The sequence below is a fragment of the Streptomyces sp. NPDC051020 genome (assembly GCF_040683105.1).
Taxonomy (GTDB): Bacteria; Actinomycetota; Actinomycetes; order Streptomycetales; family Streptomycetaceae; genus Streptomyces.
Genome location: NZ_JBFBCG010000022.1, coordinates 55192 through 68017, shown reverse-complemented (window position 1 = coordinate 68017; position 12826 = coordinate 55192). Strand labels below are relative to the sequence as shown.

Sequence of the window (12826 nt, the reverse complement as noted above, 5' to 3'; positions counted from 1 at the left end):
CGCATGGCTATGACAGAGCTGCCCGACTCCCGTACCGAGCCGGACGGTTCGGCCGTCGTCAGAGTGCTCAGCTACAACATCCGGTCGATGCGCGACGACCGTGAGGCGCTGGCCCGCGTCATCCGCGCCTGCGCACCCGATCTGGTCTTCATCCAGGAGGCCCCGCGCTTCTTCCGCTGGCGCAAGCGCGCCGCCTGGCTCGCCGCCCACACCGACCTGGTGGTCCTCTCCGGCGGCGCCACCGCCGCCGGGCCGCTGCTCCTGTGCTCGCTGCGCGCCACCGTGGAACGCACGGAGGACCTGCTGCTGCCGCGCACCCCCGGACTGCACCGCAGAGGCTTCGCCACGGCGGTGGTACGGATCGCGGGCATCCGGATCGGCCTGCTGAGCTGCCATCTGAGCCTGCGCCACGAGGAGCGCGTGGTCCAGGCGGACCTGCTGCTCGACCGGCTGGACGCCATGGCGGTCGAGCACGTCATCGTGGCCGGCGACCTCAACGACGCACCGGAGGGGAAAGCCTTCCAGCTGCTGGCCGGGCGGCTCCAGGACGGCCGGTCCGTCCGGCCGTGGGGTGGCGAGCTCACCTTCCCGGCCCACGATCCGCGTCTGCGCATCGACGCGGTCTTCGCGAGCAGAGGCATCGAAGTCCTCGGCTGCGGAGTCCCGTCGGGACTGCCCGGCGTCACGGAGCAGGACCTGCGCGCGGCCACCGACCATCTGCCGGTACTGGCCGCGCTCAGGGTGCCCGCCCGAACCGGACACCCTCGGCCGGCCTGATCCGGTGGAGCCGGCTCAGACCACCGCGCCGCGCCCGGGGTCGTCGTCATCCTCGTCGTCGTGCTGCATCCGCGCGACCAGGGTGACGAAGCCGCCCAGGAAACCGCCGATGCAGACCGTGGTGAGCCACCACGTCATCTCCCACTGCAACAGCACGGCGAGCAGCATCAGCACCGGTCCGCCGACGACCGCGAGCCAGGCGAACTTCGCCGTGACATCGGCCTCCGGCAGCGGAGGCGGCTCCGGGGGCACGAAGTGTCCCTCGTCGCTGTCGTCCGCGTCGTCGTCCGTCGGCTCCGCCACCTCGTAGTCGCGGGGACCACCGACACCGGGGGCGAAGACGACCGAGCTGCCGAGCGGCTTCTCCGGCGGCTTCTTCTTGTTGATGCCCTTGTCCGGCTCCAGTATGTTGCGATCGCCGTCCTCCAGGAGCGCGAGGTCCTCGATCGACTTGAACGGCTTGGCGCCCGGCGGGTCCGGCGGCTCCTCGCCGTAGCCCGCGACGATCGCCTCCCAGGCGGCGTCCTCGTCGAGCGCGTCACCCTGGCCCGGACCCCCGGGTGCGTGTGGCGCACCCGCGCCGTCCTCGGGCAAGGCCGTTCCCTCGGTGGGGCGCGGTTCGCGCTCCTCCTCGCTGCCCGCGCGCTCCGCGTCGTGCTCAGCCACCTGACGTGCTCCCCTTCTTCTTCCCGACGCTCGGAGCGAGGCGGCCGATGAACGAGTGGCTCTCGTCGAAGATCCGCTCCGCATCGTGGTCCAACGTCGCCACGTGGTAGCTCTGTTCCAGCAGGATCTCCTCGACATCCGTGGACGACACCCGGCTGAGGATCCGCGCCGAGTCCGCCGGCGGCACCACATGGTCCTGCGGGCTGTGCAGCAGCAGGAGCGGCTGGGTGACCTGCGGCAGGTCCGCGTCGACCAGCCGGAAGAAGTTCCGCAGGGAGTGCGCCGCGTGCAGCGGCACCCGGTCGTAGCCGATCTCGGTGGAGCCTTCCCGGGCGATGTCGTTCGCCACGCCCTTCGTGGAGGGCAGGAGATGGCGGACGACCGGCAGTGCGTACGCCGCCAGGCCATGCACCTTGTTGCCCGGATTGACGAGCACCAGACCGCTGATCGCGTCACCGTGCTTCGCCGCCAGCCGCAACGACAGCGCACCGCCCATGGACAGCCCGAAGACGAAGACCTGACGGCACCGCTCCGACAGGGCCCGCAGCTCCCGGTCCACCTCCGCGTACCAGTCCTGCCAGCCTGTGACCTGCATGTCCTCCCAGCGGGTGCCGTGCCCGGGCAGCAGCGGCAGCGCGACCGTGAGTCCCCGCTCAGCGAGATATTCGGCCCAGGGGCGCAGCGACTGAGGCGAACCGGTGAATCCGTGACAGAGGAGGACGCCGACCTCTCCGCCGTCGTGGCGGAACGGCTCGGCTCCAGGAAGGACCGGCACCGGGGTCTCCTGTTCGTGAGGCTCGAAAGGGAGCGAAAGGGGGAGTGCAAGAAGGATTACCTCACCGTACGCGACCGGACTGACACCGACCAGGGCCGTCACCGGTCACAGCCGTGCTTCGGCCCCGTGCCGGGCAGGAACGGCGGCAGCACCACGGGTTAAGGTCAGTGCGACAGCACACAGGAGGCACCCGAGTTGATCTACGGCGCAATGAAGTTCTCCATCGGCGGGTCATTGAAGCTCGCCTTCAGGCCGTGGGTGGAGGGCCTGGAGAACATCCCCGCTCAGGGGCCGGCGATACTCGCGAGCAACCATCTCTCGTTCTCCGACTCCTTCTTCCTGCCGGCCGTACTGGACCGCAAGGTCACCTTCATCGCCAAATCCGAGTACTTCACCGCGCCCGGCGTGAAGGGCAAGCTGACCGCTGCCTTCTTCAAGGGCGTCGGCCAGCTCCCGGTGGACCGGTCCGGTGCCCGCGGTGCCGGTGAGGCGGCGATCAAGGCCGGTATAGAGGTCATCGAGAGCGGCGGGCTCTTCGGCATCTACCCGGAGGGCACCCGGTCGCCCGACGGCCGCCTGTACCGCGGCAAGCCCGGCGGTCTCGCCCGGGTGGCGCTTGCCACCGGAGCACCCGTCATCCCCGTGGCGATGATCGACACGGAGAAGATCCAGCCGCCCGGTCAGGTGATCCCCAAGCTGATGCGCCCGGGCATCAGGATCGGCAAGCCGCTCGACTTCAGCCGCTACCACGGCATGGAGGGCGACCGCTTCATTCTCCGCTCGGTCACCGACGAGGTGATGTACGAGATCATGAAGCTCTCCGGGCAGGAGTACGTCGACATCTACGCGACCGCGGCCAAGCGCCAGATCGCGGACGAGGCGAAGCGCCGCGCGGAGGAAGAGAAGCACGCGGGCAGAAAGTCCGGCACGGAAGGGTGACGGAACAGCCGGCGCGTCACCGCGCCGGCGTCCGTCCGGGGGGTGGGGGGCATGGCCAAGCGCGAGCGGGTCCTGAGGATGTCGGTCGAACAGCCGCTGTGGCGCGCGCTGACCGCGTACCGGCTTCTGACGATGGTCTACGCGATCCTGCTGGCCACTTTCGGCCGGGACAAGTACGAGCGGCCCTGGGTGGCCATCGCCTTCCTGGCCGTCATGGCGGTCTGGACGCTCGCCACCCTCCCGAAGGTCGCGAACGCCGCGAGCTGCACCAAGCGGTTCCTCGGCGCCGACCTCGCCCTCGCCCTGGCCGGCATCCTCCTCACCCCGCTCGCCGACTTCGACGCCCAGCACCTCGACGGCCCGACCCTGCCGTCCATCTGGACCGCGGGCTCCGTCCTGGCGTTCGCGATCAAGGGCGGCTGGCGGTGGGCGGCGCTGGCCTCCACCTTCGTCGCCGTCGCCAACATCATCGAGCGCGGCGAACCCAGCCGGGACACCTTCCACAACGTGCTGCTGGTCTGGGTCGCCTCCATCGCCGTCGGGTACGTCGTCGAGGTCGCCCGCGCCAGTGAGCGCACTCTCGCCCGCGCCCTGGAGATCGAGGCGGCGACCCGGGAGCGGGAGCGGCTGGCCCGTGACATCCACGACAGCGTGCTCCAGGTCCTCGCCATGGTGCAGCGCCGCGGCACGGCACTGGGCGGCGAGGCCGCCGAGCTGGGCCGGATGGCCGGGGAGCAGGAAGTCGCCCTGCGCACCCTCGTCTCCAGCGGTCTGGTGCCCACCACCCGGGTCTCCGAGGACACTTCCGAGGGCGCGGTGGTCCGTACGGTCGAGGTCGACGACCGGGAGGACGGCCCATCCGGTTCGGCAGACTTCGATCTGCGCGCCCTGCTGGCCCCGCACGCCGGCTCCCGGGTCAGCTTCGCGGAGCCCGGTGCTCCGGTCCTGCTCGCCCCGGCGGCGGCGAAGGAACTCGCGGCCGCTGTCAGTGCCGCCCTGGACAATGTCAGAGTGCACGCCGGCCAGGGCGCCCAGGCGTGGATACTCGTCGAGGACTGGCCGGACGAGGTGATCGTCACGGTCCGGGACGACGGCCCCGGCATCCCGGAGGGGCGGCTGGCCCAGGCCGAGGGGGAAGGCCGGATGGGGGTCGCCCTGTCGATCCGGGGGCGGCTGCGCGACCTGGGTGGCACAGCAGAGTTGATTTCGGTGCCCGGCCAGGGAACCGAGGTCGAGTTGAAGGTTCCGAAGGCTTCACGGGGGAAGGCAGGATCCGGCCGATGAGTACGGAGAACACCGCGGGCGCCGAGCAGCAGACCATCAGGGTGATGGTCGTCGACGACCATCCGATGTGGCGCGACGCCGTCGCCCGCGATCTCGCCGAGTCCGGCTTCGACGTGGTGGCGACCGCGGGTGACGGACCGCAGGCCGTGCGCCGGGCAAGGGCCGCCACCCCCGACGTCCTGGTCCTCGACCTGAACCTGCCGGGGATGCCCGGCGTCCAGGTCTGCAAGGAACTCGTCGGCTCCCACCCGGGCCTGCGGGTCCTGGTGCTCTCGGCGAGCGGTGAGCACGCCGACGTACTCGAGGCGGTGAAGTCCGGTGCCACCGGTTATCTGCTCAAGTCGGCCAGTACGCAGGAGCTGACCGAGGCCGTGCGGAGCACCGCCGTCGGCGACCCGGTCTTCACCCCGGGCCTCGCCGGCCTGGTGCTCGGCGAGTACCGCAGGCTGGCATCCGAGTCCGCGCCCGTCGCCTCGGACGAGCCGAAGGCACCGCAGCTGACGGATCGGGAGACCGAGGTGCTGCGGCTGGTCGCCAAGGGACTCTCGTACAAACAGATCGCCGAGCGGCTGGTCATCTCGCACCGCACCGTCCAGAACCACGTCCAGAACACCCTGGGCAAGCTCCAGTTGCACAACCGGGTGGAGCTCGTGCGGTATGCGATCGAGCGTGGCCTCGACGACGCCTGAGCTCGACGGCGTCCGAGCTCGACGCCGCCCCCATCTGCCGGTCGGTCCAACTGCGCCTTGTTGCGGGGTAATTGACCCTCTGATCCATCCGGAAGTGGCCTGGATCACTATGGGTGCGGTCGCCGGCGAGCTCACTTCGGCGAAGGGATGCTCCCCTGCGGCTCGGAGTGCCGACCGGGGGCGGCGACTGCCCTGGACTCGACGCGGTCGTCCGCGCCATCGTCCGTAAGGGGGTGCAGGAGTACGGCTACGACTTCACCGGCCTCCGGGACGGCTAGGGCGTGTTTCGAAAGGAGCGTCGTCCGCCCGTAGGGCGGGCCGGTCGGCGTCTGGTGCGTGCGATCGCAAGGCGGAGGGTCGCCCCGATACTGGGCGTATCGGGGCGAGCCCGACAACGCAGCGAGTGTGCGGGCCAGGCGTCGCCCGGCAGGCGGGACTTTCGAAACACGCCCTAGCGGCGCACCAGGGATGCGGGCCGTATATTCGCGGCTATCCGGCCCGTGACTCTGCCTTTCTGGAGAAATCGTGGAAATCCTGGCATTCGGTGTGCAGTCCGACGAGAAGCCGCTGATCGAGAAGGCCTTCGCCGGACAGCACGAGGTCCGCTGCCTGGACGTATTCCTCAACAAGGACACCGCACCCATCGCGGCGGGCTACGAGATCATCTCCACCAGCGTCAACGCCGACCTGGGCAGTGGCGTTCTGCAGACGCTCGCCGCGGGCGGCACGCAGATGATCGCCCAGCGCTCCACGGGCTTCAACAACATCGACCTCGATGTCGCCGAACGTCTCGCCCTGCGGGTCGCCCGGGTCTCGTACTACTCGCCGTACTCGGTCGCCGAATTCGCGTGGACGCTCGCCATGGCGGTCAACCGCCGCATCATCCGCGCCACGAGGCGCACCCGAGACTTCGACTTCCGGCTCGACGGTCTCCTCGGCCGGGACATGCACGGCCGCACGGTCGGGGTGATCGGCACGGGCAAGATCGGCGAGGCCTTCACCCGTATCGCCCATGGCTTCGGGATGAAGCTGCTCGGCTGGGACGTGGTCGAGAACCCCGCCTGCATCGAACTCGGCATGACCTACGTCGAGAAGGAACAGCTCCTCGCCGAGTCCGACCTGATCAGCCTCCATGTCCCGCTGGTGCCCGCGACCCACCACATCATCGGCAGGGACGCCCTGGCCGCGATGAAGGACGACGCCATCCTGATCAACTCCAGCCGTGGCGGACTGGTGGACACCTCGGCCCTGGTCACCGCATTGCGGGCGGGCCGCTTCACCGGTGTCGGACTCGATGTGTACGAGGCGGAGGCCGGGCTCTTCTTCCTCGACAAGTCCCTGGAGGTCGTCGACGACGACACCCTGGCCCGGCTCGTCACCTTCCCGAACGTCATCGTCACCTCGCACCAGGCGTACTACACGGAGGACGCCGTCGCGCAGATCATCGACGCCACCGTGCGGAACGTCGCCGACTACCTGGCCCGTCGCCGCAGCGAGAACGTCCTCGTCCCCAGGCCTCCTCAGGACCAGGGCGTGTTTCGAAAGTAGCGTCGTCCGCCCGCCTGGCAGACGGGGCAAACCTTGCCGGTCGCGGCACTAGCAACCCTCCCGGCAACCTTTGCCCCGTCGCTGGGTCCTGTCGTCGGATCAGCCCGGCCTGATCCGAAAGAAAGGCCCTGAGGCCCCGGACCGCCTCGGCGGATTCCGGAGCCCGTCCGCGTCCGCGGTCAGCCCGGCACGGGCAGTCCCGCCAGCAGCTCGGCGACGATCGACGCGCCGCGCAGCGTCAGCACCGACTCCGGGTGGAACTGCACCGACGCGAACCCGCCCCCGCGCAGCGCGTGCAGTTCCCCGGTGGCCGCGTCCCGGCTCACCTCGATGGAGTGCGCGGCCAGCTCGGCGACCGTCTCATCGTCGCAGCGTGCGGTGAAGCTGTTGTAGAAGCCGACCGTCTCCGGGCGCCCGAACAGCTCGATCCGGGTCTGCGCACCCTGGTACGGCACGGTCTTGCGGACGATCTCCAGACCCAGTTCCGCCGCGATCAGTTCATGGCCCAGGCACACCCCCAGCAGCCCGTGCCGGTGCTCCCGTACCAGCTCCGCGGCGAACTCGCGCAGCAGCCGCATCTTCGGATCGCCGGTGTCGGCCGGATCCCCGGGCCCGGGGCCCAGCACGACCGGGCCCGTGTGCGCCCGTACGGTCTCGCGCAGCCCCGGCTCGTCGTAGCGGTGCACCGACACCTCCTGACCCGAGGCGCGCAGCAGATGCGCCAGCATCGCGGTGAAGGTGTCCTCCCCGTCGATCACCAGCGCATGGCCGGAAAGCTCCTGCGTGCGCTCCTGCATCCGCAGCCAGAACGGCGCGAGTCCGTCCCGCCGGGCGTCCAGGGCGGCTCGCACCCGGGGGTCGCCGGCCAGTCGCGGACGCGTCTCCTCCGTCCGAGGCAGTCCCGGCCGCACACCCAGTGCGGTCAGTACCCCCGCCGCCTTCGCATGGGTCTCGGCGACCTCGCTGTTCGGATCGGAGTGGCGTACGAGCGTCGCCCCGACCGGCACCCGCAGCCGTCCGTCGGCCGCGATGTCGGCGGTTCGGATCAGGATCGGCGAGTCCAGGGTCTGTGCCCCGCCCGGCTCCTTTCGCAGCAGGGCCAGCGCGCCCGCGTAGTAGCCGCGGCCGCCGGGCTCGTACCGCTCGATGACCCGGCAGGCGTTCTGCACGGGCGAGCCGGTGACGGTCGCGGCGAACATGGTCTCCTTCAGCACCTCCCGCACATCCAGCGAGGAGCGCCCGCGCAGCTCGTACTCGGTGTGCGCGAGATGCGCCATCTCCTTGAGCCGCGGCCCGATCACCACGCCGCCCATGTCGCCGACGGTGCACATCATCTTCAGTTCCTCGTCGACCACCATGGAGAGCTCCTCGGTCTCCTTGCGGTCGCCGAGGAAGGTCAGAAGGTTCTCGGCGGTCGGCCCTTCGGCGGGATAGCGGTACGTTCCGCTGATCGGGTTCATCACGACCGTCCCGCCGGACATCCGCACATGCACCTCAGGGCTGGCGCCGACCAGTGTCCTCTCCCCGGTGTGCACGACGAACGTCCAGTACGCACCCCGCTCACCGGTCAGCAGCCGACGGAACAGGGCCAGCGCGTCGGCCCGCCCGAACCCCGGGATGTCGCCCTGAAAGGTCCGCCGGATGACGAAGTTCGCGCCCTCGCCCTGCCCGATCTCGTCCTCGATGACCCGTCGGACGATGCCGGCGTACTCCTCGTCGGGGACGTCGAAGGCGCCGCCCTCGACCCGTACGTCATGGGTGGGCAGCGCGGCGAGCACCTCGTCCAGCGGAAGCTCGTACGTCTCGTCCGCGACCAGCACGGACAGCGGCGTCCCGTCGTCGCGCACGTCGAATCCGCGCTCGGCGATCTGCCGGAACGGCACCAGGGCGAGCGAGGGCTGCGGTCCGACGGGGAGACCGGCGAGCCGGTCGGCCTCCCGGACCCGGCCGATCAGCACCTCGACGATGTCGTGGTCGTGACCAGGGGTGCGCCTGCGCAGCAGTGCGAACGGCGGGCAGTCGTCCCGGACCAGCCGGGCGAGGACGGATACGGTGCGATGAGGCATGGGGTGGTGTTCCTTCCGGATGGAGGAACGGCCCGGAAACGCAGAGAAGGCCGCCCCTCGGGCGGCCTTCGCGTGGTCTGTCGCGCGCGATGAATCAGTGGGCCGCCGGATGAGCGGTCCACCACCAGTTCTGGTGCGTCTGCGCGAACATGTCCGCACCCTATCGGACGTCCGGTCCATCCGGACGCGCGTCTCAACTGTTGAGCGTGCCGATGGATGCCCCCCTGGACCCCGTAATGTTGTGGTTGTGACCGTGAACGCCAATACCTCCGTCGCCGGTGGCAACACCTGGCGAGACCTTCCCGCGGCGCAGCAGCCCGAGTACCCCGATGCCGAGGCTCTGCGCGATGTACTCGCGGACCTCGCGTCGTATCCGCCGCTCGTCTTCGCGGGCGAGTGCGACCAGCTGCGCGCCCGCATGGGAGCCGTCGCCAAGGGCGAGGCGTTCCTGTTGCAGGGTGGCGACTGCGCCGAGGCCTTCGACGCCGTGTCGGCCGACCACATCCGGGCCAAGCTGAAGACGCTGCTCCAGATGAGCGCCGTCCTCACCTACGCGGCCTCCGTGCCCGTCGTCAAGGTGGGCCGGATCGCCGGCCAGTACTCCAAGCCGCGCTCCAAGTCGACCGAGACCCGCGACGGCGTGACCCTGCCGACCTACCGCGGCGACTCCGTCAACGGCTTCGCCTTCACCGAGAAGGCCCGCGTCCCGGACCCCGAGCGGCTGAAGCAGATGTACCACGCGTCCGCTTCCACGCTGAACCTGGTCCGCGCCTTCACCACCGGCGGTTACGCCGACCTGCGCCAGGTCCACGCCTGGAACCAGGACTTCGTCAAGTCGTCCCCGTCCGGTCAGCGTTACGAGGCGCTGGCCCGCGAGATCGACAACGCGCTGAACTTCATGAAGGCGTGCGGCACGGACCCGGCCGAGTTCAAGGCGGTCGAGTTCTACTCCTCGCACGAGGGGCTGCTGCTGGACTACGAGTCGGCGCTGACCCGCATCGACTCGCGTACCGGTGAGCTGTACGACACCTCCGGTCACATGGTCTGGATCGGTGAGCGCACCCGCCAGATGGACGGCGCGCACATCGAGTTCGCCTCGAAGATCCGTAACCCCATCGGCATCAAGCTCGGCCCGACGACCACCGTCGATGAGGCGCTCGGCTACATCGACCGCCTCGACCCGGACCGCGAGCCCGGCCGGCTGACCTTCATCGTCCGGATGGGCGCCGACAAGGTCCGCGACAAGCTCCCCGCGCTGGTCGAGAAGGTCACCGCCTCCGGTGCGGTCGTCGCCTGGGTCACCGACCCGATGCACGGCAACACCTTCGAGGCGGCCTCCGGCCACAAGACCCGTCGCTTCGACGACGTCCTGGACGAGGTCAAGGGCTTCTTCGAGGTGCACAAGGGCCTCGGTACGCACCCGGGCGGCATCCATGTCGAGCTCACCGGTGACGATGTCACCGAGTGCGTCGGCGGCGGCCACGAGATCTTCGTGGACGACCTGCACCAGCGGTACGAGACCGCTTGCGACCCGCGCCTCAACCGCAGCCAGTCGCTGGACCTGGCGTTCCTGGTCGCCGAGATGTACCGGGACCAGTAGCGGTCACGGCAGGTAGCGCGCGTACGACTGTGGGGCACGGATCGATGTGATCCGTGCCCCACAGGGCATTCCGGGACTTTTACCGGTACTGGGCGCCGGGTAAGGTTAGGTAAGCCTCACCGTTCAGCGGGGTGGCATCCATGACCCATCCTGCCGGGAGGTGAACCGCATGTACGTCTGCTCGTGTTTCGGCATTACGGAGCAGCAGGTCAAGGAACATGCGGACGCCGGGGCGTGCACCCCCCGCCAGATAGCCAACGCCTGTAAGGCGGGCACCGACTGCGGTGGCTGTGTCCGCCGGATTCAGGCGATGCTCGGCCGCGGTGCGTGCGCGCGCCGGGAGCTGCTGGACCAGAAGCAGGTCCCCGGTGACGCCCCCGGGCAGACCCTCTCGACCGCACCGGGTGCGGCCCCCCGTATCGGTCCGGGCGTCGCCCCCGGACGGATCCCGGGCATGGGTCCCGGTCCGGTCCCGGGCATCCGGCTCCCCGACGCGGCCTGAACCCGGCTCTCCGGGACCTGCCGTCCCGGAGGCGACTGTCCCGGACTCAGCTGTCAGGCTGCTCGATCTGCTGCGCGATGTAGAGCGGCTCGCCGAGCTTCTCGATCAGTTCCAGCTGGGTGTCGAGGTAGTCGATGTGATGCTCCTCGTCCTCCAGGATCGATTCAAAGATATTTGCGGACGTGATGTCGCCCTTCCCGCGCATCAACTCGACACCGCGCTTGAGCCGGTCGATCGCCTCCACCTCGACCTGGCGGTCGGCCTGGAACATCTCGGTGACCGTCTGGCCCACGCGTACATGAAAGAGCCGCTGGTAGTTGGGGAGTCCATCGAGGAAGAGGATGCGGTCCGTCAGGGTCTCGGCGTGCTTCATCTCGTCGAACGACTCGGACCGGGTGTACTTCGCGAGCTTCGTCCAGCCGAAGTTGTCCTGCATCTTTGCGTGCAGGAAGTACTGATTGATGGCAGTCAATTCGGCGGTCAGCTGTTCGTTCAGGAACTCGAGGACCTCGGGGTCGCCCTGCATCGCAGAGGCTCCTTCCAACCGGTGAACTGGGCACGTTGGCCGCATCCTCGCACCGCACCCCCCGGTCGTCCAGTAAGTGCATGCTTAGTATGAGTTGCCCGAATAGTCGCTACCCTGGTCATGACCACCCCTGCCTGTCTGTCACCATGGAGGCATGGGTCAGCCGGAAAGCCGGGAATACCGCGAATCAGAGCAGTCCGAGCTTCCGCCGGGTCAGCGACTGCAGCGCGGTTGGCCGGTTACCCACTACGGGCCCGTTCCCAAGTTCAAGCCCGATCGCTGGGAGTTCCGGGTCTTCGGGGCCACCGCGGACGGCGAGAAGCACTGCTGGAACCACCAGGCGTTCTCGGCCCTGCCGTTCTCCTCGGTCGTCGCCGATCTGCACTGCGTCACGAAATTCAGCATGCTCGGGGCCGAATGGGGCGGGGTCCTCGCCCGTACGATTCTGGAGCTCGCGCCACCCGCGCCCCAGGTCACGCATGTGATGGTCTGGGCGGAGTACGGATTCAGCTCGAACCTGCGGCTCGCCGACTTCACCTCGGACCGCACGCTTTTCGCCACCCACAAGGGCGGTGAGCTGCTCACCGCGGAGCACGGCTTCCCGCTGCGCCTTGTCGTACCGCACCTGTACGCCTGGAAGGGGCCCAAGTGGGTCCGGGGCGTCGAGTACATGACGGCCGATCGCCGGGGCTTCTGGGAGGAGCGCGGCTACCACAACGTCGGCGACCCGTGGCGCGAGCAGCGCTACTCCTACCAGGAAGAGCCCGGGGAAGGCCCCGAGCTCTGACCTGACGGTCCCGGTGCGGGGCCGTCCTCAGTGGTGGTACTGGTGCACCACCGCGTGGCCCTTGCCGCGGCCGATCATCCACTTGTTGACCGGTGTGGTGACGATGAAGGCGACGGCCAGCGACAGTGTGAGCGTTCCCCAGAACAGCGCGTCGGCGAGCTGTGCGTCCATGGCGCCCGGCCACAGGACGATCACGCCGTTGTCGATCAGTTCCATCACCGCGATGGAGAGGGTGTCGGCGGCCAGGGCGACCCGGAACGCCGTACGGAAGTCGACGCCGGCCTTCAGGATCGAGCGCAGTGTCAGCGTGTAGCCGAAGAAGAACGCCAGGACGATCGCGAGGGCCATCGTCCCCGTGTTGCCCCAGCCGAGCGCCGTGCCGATCACCATGCCGAGGATCTCGCCGATGGCGCATCCGGTGAGGCAGTGCAGTGTGGCGCGCGCGGCCATGGCCCAGTCGACCCGGCCGGGGGTGTGTGCAGTGTGGCCGGCGTGGGCCGAGTGGTTGGCGTGGCTGCTGCCGTCGTGGCCCTGCCCGTGGTGCTCGTGGTGCTGCTGGTGCTCTCCGTCACGCGTGTCGTGCTGCATGGCGATCCCCCAATGCCGGTAGCGGTTCCTGTCGACAACAGGAACCATATACCCCCGAGGGGTATTCCCACACTGGGTT

14 protein-coding genes and 1 pseudogene are annotated in these 12826 nt (G+C 69.2%); 9 read left to right on the top strand and 6 right to left on the bottom strand.

Features of this window, described 5'->3' with window-relative positions; translation table 11 throughout:
* Positions 1-3: 3 nt before the first annotated feature.
* Positions 4-777 carry an endonuclease/exonuclease/phosphatase family protein gene (locus AB0N06_RS14675; protein ID WP_366135049.1) on the top strand — a complete coding sequence of 258 codons (774 nt, stop codon included), beginning with the start codon at positions 4-6 and terminating at the stop codon, positions 775-777.
* A gap of 15 nt (positions 778-792) precedes the next feature.
* Here AB0N06_RS14675 and AB0N06_RS14670 read toward each other — a convergent pair whose 3' ends face one another.
* Together AB0N06_RS14670 and AB0N06_RS14665 are read right to left on the bottom strand one after the other, a co-directional pair.
* Positions 793-1443, bottom strand: a complete 651-nt coding sequence (locus AB0N06_RS14670; protein ID WP_366135048.1) for a hypothetical protein — start codon at positions 1441-1443, stop codon at positions 793-795.
* Entirely contained in the window at positions 1436-2218 is a 783-nt protein-coding gene (locus tag AB0N06_RS14665) for an alpha/beta fold hydrolase (protein WP_366135046.1), read from the bottom strand. The genes AB0N06_RS14670 and AB0N06_RS14665 overlap by 8 nt, the downstream gene beginning before the upstream one ends.
* Positions 2219-2413: 195 nt before the next feature.
* Here AB0N06_RS14665 and AB0N06_RS14660 point away from each other — a divergent pair, with 195 nt between their 5' ends.
* The 5 genes and pseudogenes from AB0N06_RS14660 to AB0N06_RS14640 all read left to right on the top strand — a co-directional run bounded on the left by AB0N06_RS14660 (position 2414) and on the right by AB0N06_RS14640 (position 6678).
* Positions 2414-3157, top strand: coding sequence for a lysophospholipid acyltransferase family protein (locus tag AB0N06_RS14660; protein ID WP_366135045.1), 744 nt, complete (start codon positions 2414-2416; stop codon positions 3155-3157).
* A gap of 51 nt (positions 3158-3208) precedes the next feature.
* On the top strand, positions 3209-4441 hold the full coding sequence (locus tag AB0N06_RS14655) for a DUF5931 domain-containing protein (protein ID WP_366135044.1): 1233 nt from the start codon (positions 3209-3211) through the stop codon (positions 4439-4441).
* Positions 4438-5130, top strand: coding sequence for a response regulator transcription factor (locus AB0N06_RS14650; protein WP_366135043.1), 693 nt, complete (start codon positions 4438-4440; stop codon positions 5128-5130). Before AB0N06_RS14655 ends, AB0N06_RS14650 begins: the two co-directional genes overlap by 4 nt.
* A 155-nt stretch (positions 5131-5285) precedes the next feature.
* Positions 5286-5405: pseudogene (locus AB0N06_RS14645) on the top strand (6-phosphofructokinase); the annotation flags it as partial.
* Between the two features lie 250 nt (positions 5406-5655).
* Positions 5656-6678, top strand: a complete 1023-nt coding sequence (locus AB0N06_RS14640; protein ID WP_366135042.1) for a 2-hydroxyacid dehydrogenase — start codon at positions 5656-5658, stop codon at positions 6676-6678.
* 179 nt (positions 6679-6857) lie between these two features.
* Here the strand turns inward: AB0N06_RS14640 and AB0N06_RS14635 are convergent, their stop codons facing one another.
* Together AB0N06_RS14635 and AB0N06_RS14630 are read right to left on the bottom strand one after the other, a co-directional pair.
* Positions 6858-8744 (bottom strand): anthranilate synthase family protein, encoded by a 1887-nt coding sequence (locus AB0N06_RS14635; RefSeq protein ID WP_366135041.1) that lies wholly within the window; start codon positions 8742-8744, stop codon positions 6858-6860.
* Between the two features lie 94 nt (positions 8745-8838).
* The gene (locus AB0N06_RS14630) at positions 8839-8895 is read right to left on the bottom strand and encodes a trp operon leader peptide (protein ID WP_107063558.1); all 57 of its coding nucleotides are present in this window, start codon (positions 8893-8895) and stop codon (positions 8839-8841) included.
* Between the two features lie 102 nt (positions 8896-8997).
* Here AB0N06_RS14630 and AB0N06_RS14625 point away from each other — a divergent pair, with 102 nt between their 5' ends.
* The gene (locus tag AB0N06_RS14625) at positions 8998-10344 is read left to right on the top strand and encodes a class II 3-deoxy-7-phosphoheptulonate synthase (RefSeq protein WP_366135080.1); all 1347 of its coding nucleotides are present in this window, start codon (positions 8998-9000) and stop codon (positions 10342-10344) included.
* Positions 10345-10513: 169 nt separating this feature from the next.
* Positions 10514-10846 carry a (2Fe-2S)-binding protein gene (locus AB0N06_RS14620; RefSeq protein ID WP_366135079.1) on the top strand — a complete coding sequence of 111 codons (333 nt, stop codon included), beginning with the start codon at positions 10514-10516 and terminating at the stop codon, positions 10844-10846.
* A gap of 46 nt (positions 10847-10892) precedes the next feature.
* On the opposite strand, the gene bfr is transcribed toward AB0N06_RS14620, so the two are convergent.
* Entirely contained in the window at positions 10893-11372 is a 480-nt protein-coding gene (bfr, locus tag AB0N06_RS14615; RefSeq protein WP_366135040.1) for a bacterioferritin, read from the bottom strand.
* A 154-nt stretch (positions 11373-11526) separates the two neighbouring features.
* Between bfr and AB0N06_RS14610 the strand changes: the two genes are divergently transcribed.
* Complete coding sequence (locus tag AB0N06_RS14610; RefSeq protein WP_366135039.1) at positions 11527-12159, top strand: sulfite oxidase-like oxidoreductase; 633 nt, start codon at positions 11527-11529, stop codon at positions 12157-12159.
* A gap of 27 nt (positions 12160-12186) precedes the next feature.
* Here AB0N06_RS14610 and AB0N06_RS14605 read toward each other — a convergent pair whose 3' ends face one another.
* On the bottom strand, positions 12187-12747 hold the full coding sequence (locus tag AB0N06_RS14605) for a DUF4396 domain-containing protein (RefSeq protein ID WP_366135038.1): 561 nt from the start codon (positions 12745-12747) through the stop codon (positions 12187-12189).
* Between the last annotated feature and the right edge of the window lie 79 nt (positions 12748-12826).